The sequence below is a fragment of the Micromonospora sp. LH3U1 genome, from assembly GCF_028475105.1.
Classification (GTDB): Bacteria; Actinomycetota; Actinomycetes; order Mycobacteriales; family Micromonosporaceae; genus Micromonospora.
This window is the reverse complement of the sequence record NZ_CP116936.1, coordinates 3,946,760-3,961,391: the sequence shown is the minus strand read 5'-3', so window position 1 is coordinate 3,961,391 and position 14,632 is coordinate 3,946,760. Positions and strand designations below refer to the sequence as shown.

The following is a 14,632-nucleotide window of genomic DNA, read 5'->3' as shown; positions in this document are numbered from 1 at the left end:
CGGTTGCTGGCAGTAGTCTCGGGCGGCGTCCGTGATCCCCGCCCCCGAGGAGGGTCCGTGGAGTCGATGGCCCGCCAGCGCACCGCTGCCGAGGACGACGATCAACCGGGCGACCCGCCGGCCGGCACGATGCTGCCGGAGTTGGAGGAGCGCGAATGGTTGCATCACGCGCAGGAGTTCGCGCACACCAGCTTCTGGGCGGTGGCCCGCCGGCTGCCCCGGCTGGTCCGGGAGGCGGTCGGCCTGGCCTGGGCCACCAACCGTCAGGACACGGTCGCCTCCATCGGCCTGAACATCGCCGCCGGGGTGATGACCACGTTCGGTCTGCTGGCCACGACCAGCGTGCTGCGTGAGTTGTTCGCCGCCGGTCCCACGCCGGACCGGGTCCGTGCGGCCCTGCCGGCGCTGATCGTGGCCGCGGCGGCGGTGTCGGCGCGCGGCGGCCTGGCGATCGCCGCCGGCTGGGCACAGGCCCGGCTGACTCCGCAGATCAACTACCAGGTGGAGCTGCGGCTGTTCGAGGCCACCACCGCGGTGGAGCTGGCCGCGTTCGACGACGCGGGCTTCGCCGAGGAGATGGACCGGGCGCGGGACCGGGGGATGGCGGAGGCCGCGTACATCGTCGACCACACGGTCAACCTGGTCACCGGCGTGGTGGGGATGCTCGCAACGGCCGTGGCGGTGACGGTCATCCAGCCGTTGCTGCTGCCCTGCCTGTTGTTCGCTGCGATTCCCCAGGCGATCACCGCGGTGCGGATGGCTCGCCGTGAGTACCTGGCGATGCTGGCCCGGATCAACCGGCAGCGTCGGATGTGGATGCTGGCTCACCTCATGGCCAACCGGCACACCGCGGCCGAGGTGCGCGCGTACCAGATGCGCGATTTCCTGCTTGCCGAGTATCGCGGGGTGATGGCCGTCGAGACCCGGGCCCAGCTGCGGCTGGTCCGCTCACAGACGGGCACGCGGGTGGCTGGCGCGACGGTGGCGGGGCTGGCCACCTTCGGGGTGTACGCGGTCCTCGGCGGGCTGCTGCTCAACGGAATGGTCGCCCTCGCGGCCGCGGCCACCGCCCTGCTCGCCCTGCAGTCCGCGCGGACCAGCCTGGGCGTGGCGGTCATCGCCACCAACTCACTGTACGAGGACGCCCTCTACTACCAGGACTATCGCGACTTCCTGGCCCGCGCCCATGCCCGGGTGCCGAGCGGCGGCGACCGGGTGGCCGACGGTGTCGACGCGATCGAGTTGGACGAGGTCAGCCTGAGTTACCCGGACACGGACGCCCCGGCGGTGGACCAGGTCAGCCTGACCGTCCGGCGCGGCGAGGTGATCGCGCTGGTCGGCGAGAACGGCTCGGGCAAGACCACCCTGGCCAAGCTGATCGCCGGGCTCTACCGGCCGACCGGTGGGGTGATCCGCTGGGACGGGGTCGACGCCGCCGAGCTGGACCCGCGTGCCCTCGGCGCCCACGTGGCCGTGATGACCCAGGAATACTGGAAGTTCCCGTTCACCGCCGGGCAGAACATCCGCGTCGGCCGACACGACCGCCCGCCGGAACGATCCGGCCCCAGCGTGCAGGAGGCGGCCGGCGCGGTTGCCGCGCACGACATGATCGTCGGCCTGCCGCACGGCTACGACACCCTGCTCGACCGGGAGTTCAAGGACGGCCACGAGCTGTCCGGCGGGCAGTGGCAGCGGCTGGTCGCCGCCCGCGGGCTCTACCGCGACGCCGCCCTGCTGATCTGTGACGAACCCTCGGCAGCCCTGGACGCCCGCGCCGAACACGCCCTTTTCCAGCACCTGCGCCGTCGCCCCGACCGGGCGGTCGTCCTGATCACGCACCGGCTGGCCAATGTCCGACACGCCGACCGGATCTTCGTCATGGACCGGGGTCGCCTTGTCCAACAGGGCAACCACGACGAGCTGATGGCGGTCGGTGGCCTCTACCGGGAGCTGTTCGAATTGCAGGCCGCCGGCTACCTCGACGGCACCGAGACGCGCCACCCCGCTGACACCCGGTAGCCCGCGCGGCCGTGCCCGACCCGACCCGGGATGCAGCGCGATCTTGGCGGCGTGCCGATCGCGGCGGGCAGGGCCTCGCGGTGTACGAGGCGGCTCCGGCGGGGCGGCGCCCGCTGTGGCGTGTTCGGCGTGGCGGGGCTGGGTGGGACGAGGGAGGTCAGACGGCGGCGCGTTCGCCGATCGGCCGGCGGCGCAGGCTCGGGCTCTGCAGGGCCGGAGGTACGTAGGCCTGGTCGAGCGCGCCGACGTCGGTGCCGGGCGGGACGATCTCGTCGATCTGGTCGAGGATCTCGTCGGTGAGCGTGACGTCGAGGCCGCCGAGCAGGTCGTCGAGCTGCTCCATGGTGCGCGCACCGAGCAGGGCGCTGGTCACGCCGGGGTGAGCGATCGCGAACGCCATCGCGAGGTGTGTCAGCGGCATTCCCGCCTGGTCGGCGAGCGGGATGAGCTTCTCGACGGCGTCGAGCCGGCGTTCGTCGCTGATGTGTTTGAAGAAGGCGACGCGGCGTAGGTCGGTCTGCTGGCCCTTGCGGATGCGTCCGGTGAGCGTTCCCTGTGCGAGCGGACCCCACACGACCGTGCCCATGCCGTAGCGCTGCGCGATCGGCAGCACCTCGCTCTCGATGCCGCGGTTGAGGATCGAGTACGGCGGCTGCTCGGTGCGGAACCGCTCCAGGCCGCGCCGCTCGGCGACCCACTGGGCCTCGACGATCTCGGACGCGGGCGTCGTGGAGGACCCGATGGTGCGGACCTTTCCGCTGCGGATCAGGTCGGTGAGCGCGGAGAGGGTCTCCTCGACGTCGGTGGACGGGTCCAGGCGGTGGATCTGGTAGAGGTCGATGTAGTCGGTCTGCAGGCGGCGCAGGGAGTTCTCGACCGCGTTCATGATCCAGCGGCGTGACATGCCCTGCTGGTTGGGGTCGTCACCCATCGGGCGGCTGAACTTGGTGGCGACGACCACGCTGTCCCGACGGCCCTTGAGCGCCTCGCCGACAATCTCCTCGGATTCGCCGTAGGAGTAGACGTCGGCGGTGTCGATGACGTTGATCCCCGCGTCGAGCGCCTTGTGGATGATGCGGATCGAGTCGTCGTGGTCGGGGTTGCCGACGCCGGCCGCTGTGCCGAACATCATGGCGCCAAGTGCGTAAGGGCTGACCTTGATTCCGGTGCGGCCGAGGGTGCGGTACTGCATGGGCTTCCCACCTTCGATGTCGTAAGCTCACATAACCGGAAAGCTATTCCGGAAGCATACGGAAAGGCTTTCCACTTATGCAAGGGGGAGGTGTGTGGTGACGGAGAGCACGGGTGCCGGCGAGCGCGCTCCGCGCCGGATCCGCGCCGATGCGCAGCGGAACATCGATGCGGTGCTCGATGCGGCGAAGGCAGTCTTCGGCACCTCGGGGGTGGACGCGCCCGCGAAGGAGATCGCCGATCTGGCCGGCGTCGGGGTCGGGACGGTGTACCGACACTTCCCGCAGCGCTCCGACCTGATCGTGGCCGTGCTTCACCGTGAGATGGATGCCGTCGCCGACGCGGCCCGGACCCTGGTGGTGGAGCACGAGCCGGGAGAGGCACTCGCGAAGTGGATCGACCGGTACATCGACTTCCTGGCGACCAAGCCGGGATTCGCCTCAGCCCTGCACTCGGGCGATCCGGCGTTTGAGGCTCTGCCCGGCCACTTCCTGCAACGCGTCGAACCCGCTCTCCGGTCGCTGCTCGAAGCGGCGGCGGCGACCGGCCAGATCCGCGCCGACATCAGCGCCGAGGACCTGTTGACCGCCGTCGCCCTGCTCTGTCAACCCGCGCGTGGTGGAGGTGTCGAGTACGGCCGACGCGCGGTCGCCGTCCTCGTCGACGGGCTTCGTTACCGTGCCGAGCGCCGGCAGCCGAGCTGACGCCCTGACGCCGTGACCACCCGGCGGCATCCGTTCGGCGGAGCCGGGCCAGCGCGGTCAGGCGGTGCGACCGAGGGTGAGGAAGTCGGCGAGCACCCGGGTGTGGGTGGAGAACGCCAGCTCGGCCGGGTTGGTGAGCACCAGCCACTCGGTCGCCTCCTCGGTCGGCGCCGACGGTGGCAGGTCCTCGGCCGCCCGTTCGGGCAGCACCCCGAAGATCATCATCGTGCCGCCTGCCGGTGCGCCGTGCACCGCGAAGAGTTCGACGTCCTCGGCCGCCGCGATCAGTCCGGTCTCCTCCCGCAGCTCACGGACGAGCGCGTCGGACCACTCCTCGCCGTACTCGATGAAGCCGCCGGGCAGCGCGAGCAGGCCGCGGGCCGGCTCGATGTCCCGGCGGACCACCACCACGCCCAGGCCCTCGGCCGTGCGGACCGGCAGCACCGCCACGGCGACGGGCAAGGGGTTGCGCCAAACGGTCCCCCCGCAAACCACGCACACCCGCGGCCACCCAACCCCCACCGGGTAGGAAGCGCCGCAGTAAGAGCAGTGCGAGTACGGCGTCCGGGTCATGCCGCAGCACGCTACCCCGTCGATCTAGGGAGAATCGCCGTGTTTGTAGATCAACTAGCAGCGATTCTCCCTAGATCGACGGGGCAAGGGGGCGGGGGCGCGGCGGGGGCGCGGCGGGCGCGGGCGGGCGGCGGGGGCGGGGCGCGGTCAGGCTTCGGGGGTGGCGGTGTAGAAGGCTGTGGTGCGGGTGGCGGCGGCTTTTGCCTCGTCGGGGTTGGTGCCGGCGGCGATGCTCGCCTCACCCCACAGGTGGCTGCTCAGCTCCATGGCCCGTCGTCCCTCGTCGGAGGCGCTCCATTCGGCGCTCTGCTCCGGGGTCACGCCGCTGCCGTCGCCGGCCAGGTGGGAGGCTAGGCCGAGCAGGCCGAGGTCCCAGCCGACGCCGACGGCGCCCGGGCCGAACTGGGCCCACCGGTCCTGGTCGACGTGGGCGATGTGGTCCAGGTCGAGGCGGGCCCGCTCGTCGCCGACCGGGGTGACCCGCACCTCGATCCAGCTCACCTCGTCGCCGTACTCCCAGGTGGCGGTGAAGCGGTGCGGCGGCTCGCAGCTCTCGATGGTGCCGTGCGCGTTGCCCTGGAGTTCGTACGTGCCGTGCAGCCGCAGGTCGCCGGAGACCGGCAGGAACCAGCGCGGGATGCGCTCGGCGTTGGTGCAGGCGTCCCACAGATCCTCGGCCGTCGCCTGGTAGGTCTGGCTGATCGTGGTCACCCGAGCCTCGCCGGCCGCCAAGGTGCGGCTGCCGACCTGCCGCTGGACGGCGTTGATCTGCTCGGTCGCGTCGAACATCAGGTGTTCCTCTCGTCGGGTGGGTCGGCGGGCCCGCGCAGCCGACGCTCACGTCGGCCCCGGGCCAGCTCGGTGGCGAGTGCCGCCAGGGGCGGGGTCCAGAACCGGCGGAAGTGTTCCAGCCAGCCGTCGACCTCGCGTAGTGGGCGCGGGTCGACCGCGTACAGCCGCCGGGTGCCCTCTGGTCGCACGGTGGCGAAGCCGTTGTCGCGTAACACCTTGAGGTGCTGGGACACGGCGGGCTGGGAAATGCCGAACTCGTCGCGGATGGCCGCGCTGACCGCGCCGGCGGTCTGCTCGCCGTTGGCGAGCAGTTCCAGGATGCGGCGCCGGACCGGATCGCCCAGCACGTCGAAGGCGTGCACGACGATCTTTATATCACTGCTGGCTTATTTAAGCCAAGGCTGATGCTCCGATGAGCTTGTCCAACCGGATCGGCAGGTCCCGGATCCGTACGCCGGTGGCGTGGTGCACCGCGTTGGCGATCACCGCCGCGGCACCGACGATGCCGATCTCACCGATGCCCTTCACGCCGGCCGGGTTCAGCTCGCCGTCCTGCTCGTCCAGCCAGTACGCCTCGATGGACTCCACGTCCGCGCAGCCGGTGATGTGATAGGTCGCCAGGTCGTGGTTGACCCAGTCGCCGTACCGCTCGTCGAGCAGGCCCTCCTCGTGCAGCGCCATCGACAGCCCCATCGTCATGCCGCCGATGAGCTGGCTGCGCGCCGTCGTCGGGTTCACCACCCGGCCGGCCGCGAACACCCCGAGCATCCGGTTCAGCCGCACCTCGCCGGTGTCCGCGTCCACCCGGACCTCGGCGAACTGGGCCCCGTACGCGTACCGAGGTAGCGCGGGCTGCCCGCCCACCTCGTCGGTGGTGTCCGCCTCGGCGGTCACCGCATCGTCCGCCGGCACCCCACCGGGGAGGTCCCGCAGTTTGTCGCGCAACGCCTGACACGCGCGGATCACCGCCCAGCTCCAACTGGCGGTGCCCATCGAGCCTCCGGCCACCGGCGCGGTCGGAAGGTCGCTGTCACCGATGCGGATCTCCACCCGCTCCGGTGGCACCCCGAGCGCGTCGGCGGCCACCTGCCACATGGCCGTTCGGGCGCCGGTGCCGATGTCGGTGGCGTTGACCTGGACCAGGAAGCCGCCGTCGGGCCGGGCGGTGGCCGTGGCCGACGACGGCCTGGCTCGGGCCGGGTAGCTCGACCCGGCCACCCCCGTGCCGATCAGCCACCGTCCGTCACGCCGCGCGCGGGGCGTCGGGTCCCGGTCCGTCCAGCCGAACCGCTGAGCACCCTCGCGCAGACAGGCCACCAGGTTGCGGCTGGTGAACGGCTGCCCCTGGTCGGGGTCGACCTCCGCGTCGTTGCGGATCCGCAGCTCCACCGGGTCGATGCCGACGGCGGTCGCCAGCTCGTCCATCGCCGACTCCAGGGCGTACGCGCCGGGGCACTCGCCCGGAGCGCGCATCCAGAACGGCGTGGGGACGTCCAGGCGGACCAGCCGGTGCGTGGTGCGTCGATGGGGTGCGGCGTACATGCTGCGGGTGTAGACGGCGGTCTGCTCGGCGAACTCGCGGATGGTCGAGGTCTGGCTGATCGCGTCGTGGCAGATCGCGGTGAGTCGCCCGTCGGCGTCGGCGGCGAGGCGGACCCGCTGGATGGTGGGGGTGCGGTAACCGACCGGCCCGAACAGCTGCTGGCGGGTCAACGCCAGCTTGACCGGTCGGTCCACGTGTCGGGCGGCGAGCGCGGCGAGCACCACCGCGGCCTTGGCATACCCCTTGCTGCCGAAGCCGCCGCCGACGTGCTCGGTGACCACCCGGACGGCCTCCGGGGGCAGGGCGAACAGCTCGGCCAGGGTGGCCCGCACCGACGAGGCGCCCTGGTTGGAGTCGTGCACCAGCAGTCGTCCGTCGCGCCACTGCGCCGTGGTGGCGTGCGGCTCCATCGGGTTGTTGTGGTAGGCCGGCGTCCGGTACGTGGCGTCCACCCGCACCGGGGCGGCCGCGTACCCGGCGTCGAAGTCGCCCTCCGCGGTGTCGGTCGGATAGCTGGGGTTGACGTGGTCCGGCCGGTACAGGCCGGGGTGATCATCAGTGAGCACGGTGCTGTGCGGTCCCGCGTCGTAGTCGATCCGGACCAGCCGGGCGCCCTCGCGGGCCGCCTCCAGGCTGGTCGCCACCACCACGGCGATGTACTGCCCCCGGTAGTGCACCGTCGGCTCCTGCAACAGCCACAGGTCCGGCTCCTGGGCGGGAGCGAGCCGGGGCGCGTTGCCGTGGTGCAGCACGGCCAGCATGCCCGGCGACGCGAGCGCCTCCGTCGTGTCGATCCGGGTGATCCGGCCCCGCACCACCGCCGCCGGCACCGCCCAGCCATAGGTGACGCCGTCGACCGGGTACTCCACCGCGTACCGGGCCGTGCCGGTGACCTTCTCGCGACCCTCAAGCCGGGGGTACGCCCGACCGACCGCGTCGGCGGTCACGACGTCGTCCCCTCGGCCAGTTCGCTGAGCGCTCGGACGGTGATGGCCCGGGTCAGTGGCACCTTGAAGCCGTTGTGCCGCAACGGGCGTGCCTCGGCCAGCTCCGCGTCGGCGGCCCGTGCGGCCAGCTCCGGGCTGAACGGTCGACCCCGCAGCTCCTCCTCGGCCCGGTAGGCCCGCCACGGCCGGTGCGCCACCGCCCCGTATGCCAGGCGCACGTCGCGGACCACGTCGCCGTCGAGGTCCAGCACCGCGGCCACCGAGCCGGCGGCGAAGGCGAACGAGGCCCGGTCGCGCACCTTGAGGTACGTCGAGCGGCGCGCGGCCGGCAGCGGCGGCAGCCGTACGGCGGTGATCAGCGCGCCCCGGGCCAGGGTGGTCTCCCGTTCGGGGTGCGTGCCGGGGGAGCGGTACAGGGCGGCGATCGGGATGTCGCGGGCGCCGTCGGCCTCGTACACCTCCACCACCGTGTCCAGGGCGGCCAGCGCGACGGCCAGGTCGGACGGGTGGGTGGCCACGCACTGCTCGGACCAGTCCAGCACCGCCAGGTCGCGGTTCTGACCGTGCAGCGCGGCGCAACCGCTGCCCGGCTCACGCTTGTTGCACGGCTTGCCGGTGTCCTGGAAGTAGACGCAGCGGGTGCGCTGCAACAGGTTGCCGCCGGTGGTGGCCATGTTGCGCAGCTGCCCGGAGGCGGCGGCGAGCAGGGCGCGGGCCAGCACCGGGTAGTCCCGGCGCACCACCGGGTGGGCCGCGAGGTCGCTGTTGCGGACGGTCGCGCCGATCCGCAGCCCGCCGTCGGGCAGCTCCTCGACAGCGTCCAGCGGGAGTCGGGTCACGTCCACCAGCACGTCGGGGCGCTGCACCCCGAGTTTCATCAGATCCACCAGGTTGGTTCCGCCACCCAGGTACGCCGCCTGCGGCTCCGCGGTGAGCACGGCGACCGCGTCGGCCACGTCGGTCGGTCGGTGGTAGCGGAAGGCCCTCACGCCGTGGCCGCCCTCATCGCGTCGCCGCCGTCTCGCGCACGGCTGCCACGATGTGCGGGTACGCGGCACAGCGGCACAGGTTGCCGGCCATCCGCTCGCGGATCTCCGCGTCGGTCAGCTCGGCCGGTGCGTTCAGGTCGTCGGTGACCGCGCTGGGCCAGCCCCGGGCGACCTCGTCGAGCATGCCGCGGGCGGAGCAGAGCTGCCCGGGGGTGCAGTAGCCGCACTGGAACGCGTCGTGCGTGATGAACGCGGCCTGCAACGGGGACAGCTCGTCCGGCCCGGCCAGCCCTTCGACGGTCAGCACCGACCGGCCGTCCAGCGTGACCGCGAAGACCAGACAGCTCTTCACCCGGCGGCCGTCGAGCAGCACGGTGCAGGAGCCGCACTGGCCGTGGTCGCAGCCCTTCTTCGCCCCGATCAGGCCCAGGTGCTCGCGCAACGTGTCGAGCAGTGTGCTGCGGTTGTCGAGCGTCACCTCGTGTGACGTGCCGTTGACCTCGAACGCCACCCGGGACGAGTGCCGCTCGTTGGTCGTCGTCGCGTTCTCCGGTCCGCCCTGCACCGGCCCAGACTAGCTTTATCGGTACAAATGAGGGCGAATAACGCGGGAGGTGACCCCGGTGCTGGACCTGCCGGTGACCGCCGGGCTGCTGCTGGCCGCCGGTGCCGGGCGGCGGTACGGCCGACCGAAGGCGCTGGTCGAGCTGGATGGCGAGCCGCTGGTGCGGCGGGGGATCCGACTGCTGAGCGACGGAGGTTGCACACCCGTGCACGTGGTGCTCGGCGCGGGCGCCGACGAGGTGCCCGATCTGCCCGGCGCCGTGCCGGTTCGCCACGACCGCTGGCCCGACGGGCTGGGCTCGTCGTTGCGCCGGGGCCTGGCCTCGCTGCCGGCCGACGTGCCGGCCGCTGTCGTGGTCCTCGTCGACCAGCCGTTGCTCAGCCCGGTCGCGGTCCGCCGGGTGCGAGGGGCGTACGCCGACGGCGCGGTCGTCGCGGTCGCCACCTACGGCGGCCGCCCGGGGCATCCGGTGCTGCTGGGTCGGGAGACCTGGCCGCTGCTGGACGGCTACGCCGTCGGCGACCGGGGTGCCCGCGACCTGCTGCGCGACCGCCCGGATCTGGTGGTCGAGGTGCCCTGCGACGACGTCGGCTCACCGGTCGACGTGGACACCCCGGTCGACCTGCCGCGGCGGCGAACGGTCAGCGACGCGTGAGCCACCGGGGCAGCCCCTCGCTGGTCACCGCGTGATAGGTGATCATGACGATGACACCGATCAGGCCCAGCACCGGATTGACGAACCAGCCGAGCAGACCGCTGAGCCCGTACAGGACCAGGCCGGTGACTGGTCGCAGTCGTTGCGTCCGCACGTACTCGGGACTGACCCGGCGGTGGAGCAGCGCCGGGTGTCGGTGCAGGTAGCCGAAGGACATCAGCCAGGGGGCCGACATCAACGCCGCGGCCAGCGCGTACAGGGCGACGGCGGCGCGCTGGTCGTCGGTGTCGCCATGGGTGAACGCCGACGCCAGCACCGCGGTGGGAAACGGAATGATCACCACGCCGAAGAGGATGCCGAGGTTGATCCAGCTGAACGGCAGGGTGGTCGCGCGGATCAGCCTGAGCAGCGCGTGGTGGTTGAGCCAGAGCACTCCGACGTAGACGAAGGACACCACGAAGGCGAGGTACGAGGCGCCCTCGTCGAGCAGCCCGGTCAGCAACTCGCCCTCGTGGTATTCCGGTACCCGCAACTCGATGACCAGCAGCGTGATGACGATGGCGAAGACACCGTCGCTGAAGGCCGTTATCCGGTCGATGCCGGACACCCGCGCCCCGGTGTCGGGCTGCTCGACCTCGTCGGGGGCTGCGGCCATTGGGGAAGGCTAACCGCCGGCGCGATCCGGCCACCGCGGTTCGCCCGAACGAAATGACGATGTGGACGGACGTCGCACGGGGGAGTGCCATCTCGATAATACTGTGTATTATACCGAGTATGCTGACTGTGGGTAGTGGATCGTGAGCATTCGCCATGCCATGCTGGCGCTGCTCACCGAGGCACCGAAGTACGGTCTCCAGCTCCGGCAGGAGTTCGAGGCGCGCACCGGGGAGGTCTGGCCGCTCAATGTCGGGCAGGTCTACACCACCCTGCAACGTCTGGAGCGCGAGGGACACGTCGAGACCGACGACGCTGGCCGCGACGGCGCACAGAAGCGCTACCGGCTCACCGCCGACGGCGAACAGGAGCTGCTCAGCTGGCTGCGTACGCCACCCCAGGCCGGGCCGCCACCCCGCGACGAGCTCGTGATGAAGGTGCAGGTGGCGATGCGCCTGACCCAGGTCGACGTCACCGAGATCCTCCAGACCCACCGGCGGCGGATCGTCGAGGAGATGCAGCGCTACACCCACCTCAAGGCCGATGCGGCTCCGGAGGACATCGGCCTCGGCCTCGTCGTCGACGCCGAGCTGTTCCGCCTGGAAGCGATCGTCCGCTGGCTCGACGCGGCGGACGCGCGCCTGCGTAGTCACTCGACGCTGCCCTCCACCGCACCACCCACGGACCCGTCGCCGGCCACCAGCCAGGAGAGTCGCCCGGCCCAGCCAGCCCGGGACGACGCGGCAGGAGCCCGACGATGAGCGTCGTGCTCCGCCTGCGGCAGGTGTCCAAGGTGTACGGAACTGGCGCCGCCGCCGTGCACGCCCTGCGTGCGGTCGACCTGGACGTGGTCGCCGGTGAGCTGGTCGCGATCATGGGTCCGAGCGGCTCGGGCAAGAGCACCCTGCTGACCATCGCGGGCACCCTTGAGGAGCCCACGGCCGGCCAGGTGACGGTCTGCGGGTCCGACCCCGCCACGCTCTCCGCCGACGCCACCGCCCGGCTGCGCCGCCGTTCGCTCGGCTTCGTCTTCCAGGACCTGAACCTGCTCGCCGGCCTCTCCGCCGTCGAGAACGTGGCCCTGCCACTGGAGCTCGATGGCATGGCAGTACGTCCGGCGAGGGCCGCCGCCCTGCACGTGCTCGGCGAACTGGGGCTGACCGACCGTGCCGGCCATTTCCCCGATGACCTCTCCGGGGGCGAGCGCCAACGGGTCGCCATCGCCCGAGCTGTGGTGGGGGACCGGCGACTGCTGCTGGCCGACGAGCCCACCGGCGCTCTCGACGCCGCCAACGGCGAAGCCGTCCTGCGGATGCTCCGCTCGGCCTGTAAGCGCGGCATCGCCGGAGTGTTGGTCACCCACGATGCCCAGCTCGCGTCCTGGGCCGACCGAGTGATCTTCATTCGGGACGGCCGGGTGGTCGACCAGACCGCGCCGTCGGCTGGCCCGGACGCCCTGCTCTCCCCGGACCCGACGCCGTGACCGCCGACCCGGGCCGCACCCGGATGACCGCCCGGCCCGCTGGCGGCGGACTCCCGGCCCGCCGCGCGATGATCCGCTGGGCGGTACGGCTGTTCCGTCGCGAGTGGCGGCAGCAACTGCTGGCCATCGCGCTGCTCACCGTCGCGGTCACCGGCACCACCTTCGGCCTGGCGGCCACCTGGAACCTGGCCGCGTCGAGTGACGCCACGTTCGGTCGCGCCGACCAGCTCCTCCGGATCCCCGGCGACGATCCGGCCGGGCTGGATGCCCAGGTCGCCGCCGCACGAGCGTGGTTCGGCACGGTCGACGTGATCGGTCACCGGCCCGTGCCGGTGCCGGGGCTGTTCGACCCGGTCGATGTCCGGGCCCAGGACCCCGCCGGCGCGTACGGCGGCCCGATGCTCGGCCTCCGGAAGGGCCGCTATCCGGTCGGGCCGGCCGAGGTGGCGGTCACCGACGGGGTGGAGCGGGCCCTGCGTGCCGGGCTCGGCACCCGGGTCCAGCTCGGTGACTCCGACCGCCTGATCGTCGGGGTGGTGGAGAACCCGGCGGACCTGCACGACGAGTTCGCCCTCACCGACCCGGCGTCCGCCGACCGACCGCAGTCGGTGACCGTCCTGGCGGCCGGCGACCGCGACAGCTTGGAGGAGTTCCGCCGGACCATCGACGGCCCGCTGGTGCGCGAGTCCCGGCCGGTGGCCGAGCGCACCACACTCGCCATCGCCACGCTGGCGCTGGCCACCGTCGGCCTGCTGCTGGTGTCTCTCGTGGCCGCCGCCGGGTTCGTGGTGCTGGCCCAGCGCCGGCTGCGTCAGCTCGGCATGCTGGCGGCGATGGGCGCCACCCGTCGACACCTGCGGTTGGTGCTGCTGGTCAACGGCGCTGCGGTCGGGTCAGTCGCCGCAGTCTGCGGCACCGCGGTCGGGGTCGTCACCTGGCTCGTCACCGCCGGCTTCGTCGAAACCTCCGCCGGGCATCGCATCGACCGATTCGACCTGCCCTGGCTCACCATCGGCGCAGGCATGCTGCTGGCCGTCGCCACGGCCACCGCCGCGGCCTGGTGGCCGGCCCGCGCGGTCGCCCGTACCCCGATCATGAGCGCCCTGTCGGCCCGGCCGCCGATCCCGCCGCCCGCGCGGCGAACCGCCGCGCTGGCCGCCGTGCTGCTAGCTGCCGGTCTGACGGCGTTGGTGCTCTCCGACGGGTCGAACCCGCTGCTCATCGGGGTGGGTGCCGTCGGCACCGCGCTCGGCGTGCTGTTCGTCGGTCCGCTGGCCATCCCGGCGCTGGCGGCGGCCCGGGGAGGCCTTCCGGTGGCGGTGCGGCTGGCCCTGGCAGATCTGTCCCGGTACCGCGTCCGGGCCGGGGCCGCGCTCGCCGCGATCAGCCTCGCGGTGGGGCTGTCGGCGGCGATCGTGGTGGGCTCCGCCGCAGCGGACTACCGCAGCCGGGAGGCGGCCGGGCTGGGCAACCTCGCCGCCAGCCAACTGGTGATCAGGATCGGTCACCGGGATCCGGTGATCCCGGAACGAACGGCGGCCGAGATCGCCGCGCTTCAGGCCCGGACCGACACCATCGCGACCGCCGTGGGTGCGGCAACCGTCATCCCGCTGGACATGGCGGTGGTGGCCGCGCACCTCGAGCCGGGCCGGGAGGGAAGACCGAGCGGTCACCCCGCCGTCGAGATCGGCGCACCGGCTGCGGCCGGGGAGTTTACGACCTCCTATCCGCTCTACGTCGTCAATCCCGGGCTGCTCCTACTGAACGGCGTGGCCGGAATGACGGTCGCCCCCGACACCGATGTGCTCAGCACCCGCACCGGCGAGCTGGAGCTGCTGAACATTCCCGCCCGCGGCGTACGTCCGATCGTGCGCACCCTGCCCCGGTCCGGCTACACCGGGCTGCCCGACTCGCTGATCACCTCCGCCGCGCTCAGCCGGCACGGCTGGCAGTCGGCCCGGGTCGGCTGGTTCCTCACGGCCGACCACCCCCTCACCGGCGCGGAGCTGGCCACGGCCCGGGAGGTGGCCGCCGCCGCCGGTCTCACCATCGAGTCCCGTCGGGAGCAGGAGTCGTTGACCGCGCTGCGGACCGGTGCGACCGGCGCCGGAGTCCTGCTCGCACTCGGCGTGCTGGCGACGACCGTCGGGCTCATCCGGGGCGAGGCGGCAGCGGACCTACGCACGCTGACCGCGACCGGGGCACCGAGGCGGGTACGACGGACCCTCACCGCCACCACCGCCGGAGCGCTCGCACTGCTCGGAGCCGTGCTGGGCGTGGCCGGTGCCTACCTGGCGCTGGCTGGTGCCCTGCACCGCGACCTCGACCCGCTCGGTGCCGTGCCGGTCGTCCACCTCGTCGCGACCGCCGGTGGGCTGCCGTTGGTCGCCGCCGGTGCCGGCTGGCTGCTCGCCGGTCGGCTGCCGCCGTCGCTGTCCCGCCGCGTCCTGGACTGAGCGCCGGTCGGCGGACGGAACGCCCTGGGCGCCGCTCGACACGGCGCCCAGGGCCTCCGGA

At 72.4% G+C, this 14,632-nt stretch carries 14 protein-coding genes; 6 read left to right on the top strand and 8 right to left on the bottom strand.

From position 1 onward, the window contains the following. The first annotated feature begins 66 nt into the window (after positions 1–66). The gene (locus PCA76_RS18170; RefSeq protein WP_272619461.1) at positions 67–2,019 is read left to right on the top strand and encodes an ABC transporter ATP-binding protein; all 1,953 of its coding nucleotides are present in this window, start codon (positions 67–69) and stop codon (positions 2,017–2,019) included. Between the two features lie 157 nt (positions 2,020–2,176). Here the strand turns inward: PCA76_RS18170 and PCA76_RS18165 are convergent, their stop codons facing one another. Continuing rightward, on the bottom strand, positions 2,177–3,211 hold the full coding sequence (locus tag PCA76_RS18165) for an aldo/keto reductase (RefSeq protein ID WP_272611626.1): 1,035 nt from the start codon (positions 3,209–3,211) through the stop codon (positions 2,177–2,179). A 97-nt stretch (positions 3,212–3,308) separates the two neighbouring features. On the opposite strand from PCA76_RS18165, the gene PCA76_RS18160 reads away from it, so the two are divergent. Beyond that, positions 3,309–3,914 carry a TetR/AcrR family transcriptional regulator gene (locus PCA76_RS18160; RefSeq protein WP_272611625.1) on the top strand — a complete coding sequence of 202 codons (606 nt, stop codon included), beginning with the start codon at positions 3,309–3,311 and terminating at the stop codon, positions 3,912–3,914. 57 nt (positions 3,915–3,971) lie between these two features. Here the strand turns inward: PCA76_RS18160 and PCA76_RS18155 are convergent, their stop codons facing one another. The 6 genes from PCA76_RS18155 to PCA76_RS18130 all read right to left on the bottom strand — a co-directional run bounded on the left by PCA76_RS18155 (position 3,972) and on the right by PCA76_RS18130 (position 9,269). Continuing rightward, positions 3,972–4,376 carry an NUDIX domain-containing protein gene (locus tag PCA76_RS18155; protein WP_442930139.1) on the bottom strand — a complete coding sequence of 135 codons (405 nt, stop codon included), beginning with the start codon at positions 4,374–4,376 and terminating at the stop codon, positions 3,972–3,974. A 258-nt stretch (positions 4,377–4,634) separates the two neighbouring features. After that, complete coding sequence (locus PCA76_RS18150; RefSeq protein ID WP_272611623.1) at positions 4,635–5,276, bottom strand: SRPBCC family protein; 642 nt, start codon at positions 5,274–5,276, stop codon at positions 4,635–4,637. Beyond that, positions 5,276–5,641, bottom strand: coding sequence for an ArsR/SmtB family transcription factor (locus tag PCA76_RS18145; RefSeq protein ID WP_272611622.1), 366 nt, complete (start codon positions 5,639–5,641; stop codon positions 5,276–5,278). The genes PCA76_RS18150 and PCA76_RS18145 overlap by 1 nt, the downstream gene beginning before the upstream one ends. A 28-nt stretch (positions 5,642–5,669) precedes the next feature. Beyond that, entirely contained in the window at positions 5,670–7,769 is a 2,100-nt protein-coding gene (locus tag PCA76_RS18140) for a xanthine dehydrogenase family protein molybdopterin-binding subunit (protein ID WP_272611621.1), read from the bottom strand. Further along, entirely contained in the window at positions 7,766–8,758 is a 993-nt protein-coding gene (locus PCA76_RS18135) for an FAD binding domain-containing protein (RefSeq protein ID WP_272611620.1), read from the bottom strand. The genes PCA76_RS18140 and PCA76_RS18135 overlap by 4 nt, the downstream gene beginning before the upstream one ends. 13 nt (positions 8,759–8,771) lie before the next feature. Further along, entirely contained in the window at positions 8,772–9,269 is a 498-nt protein-coding gene (locus PCA76_RS18130) for a 2Fe-2S iron-sulfur cluster-binding protein (protein WP_272619459.1), read from the bottom strand. Between the two features lie 112 nt (positions 9,270–9,381). Here PCA76_RS18130 and PCA76_RS18125 point away from each other — a divergent pair, with 112 nt between their 5' ends. Then, positions 9,382–9,978 (top strand): nucleotidyltransferase family protein, encoded by a 597-nt coding sequence (locus PCA76_RS18125; RefSeq protein ID WP_272611619.1) that lies wholly within the window; start codon positions 9,382–9,384, stop codon positions 9,976–9,978. Here PCA76_RS18125 and PCA76_RS18120 read toward each other — a convergent pair. Then, positions 9,965–10,633, bottom strand: coding sequence for a TMEM175 family protein (locus PCA76_RS18120; RefSeq protein ID WP_272611618.1), 669 nt, complete (start codon positions 10,631–10,633; stop codon positions 9,965–9,967). The two genes, PCA76_RS18125 and PCA76_RS18120, sit on opposite strands and share 14 nt — an antisense overlap. Positions 10,634–10,775: 142 nt before the next feature. Here PCA76_RS18120 and PCA76_RS18115 point away from each other — a divergent pair, with 142 nt between their 5' ends. Genes PCA76_RS18115 through PCA76_RS18105 form a run of 3 tightly spaced genes read left to right on the top strand, consistent with a single transcriptional unit; the run spans position 10,776 to position 14,571 of the window. After that, on the top strand, positions 10,776–11,393 hold the full coding sequence (locus PCA76_RS18115) for a PadR family transcriptional regulator (RefSeq protein ID WP_272611617.1): 618 nt from the start codon (positions 10,776–10,778) through the stop codon (positions 11,391–11,393). Continuing rightward, positions 11,390–12,115 (top strand): ABC transporter ATP-binding protein, encoded by a 726-nt coding sequence (locus PCA76_RS18110; RefSeq protein WP_272611616.1) that lies wholly within the window; start codon positions 11,390–11,392, stop codon positions 12,113–12,115. The genes PCA76_RS18115 and PCA76_RS18110 overlap by 4 nt, the downstream gene beginning before the upstream one ends. After that, entirely contained in the window at positions 12,112–14,571 is a 2,460-nt protein-coding gene (locus PCA76_RS18105) for an FtsX-like permease family protein (protein WP_272611615.1), read from the top strand. The genes PCA76_RS18110 and PCA76_RS18105 overlap by 4 nt, the downstream gene beginning before the upstream one ends. Positions 14,572–14,632: the final 61 nt, after the last annotated feature.

Excerpts from the sequence above, each read along its gene's own strand:
- PCA76_RS18170 (WP_272619461.1), top strand. The coding sequence starts at position 67 with ATGGCCCGCCAGCGCACCGCTGCCGAGGACGACGATCAACCGGGCGAC.
- PCA76_RS18165 (WP_272611626.1), bottom strand. The coding sequence starts at position 3,211 with ATGCAGTACCGCACCCTCGGCCGCACCGGAATCAAGGTCAGCCCTTAC.
- PCA76_RS18150 (WP_272611623.1), bottom strand. The coding sequence starts at position 5,276 with ATGTTCGACGCGACCGAGCAGATCAACGCCGTCCAGCGGCAGGTCGGC.
- PCA76_RS18120 (WP_272611618.1), bottom strand. The coding sequence starts at position 10,633 with ATGGCCGCAGCCCCCGACGAGGTCGAGCAGCCCGACACCGGGGCGCGG.
- PCA76_RS18110 (WP_272611616.1), top strand. The coding sequence starts at position 11,390 with ATGAGCGTCGTGCTCCGCCTGCGGCAGGTGTCCAAGGTGTACGGAACT.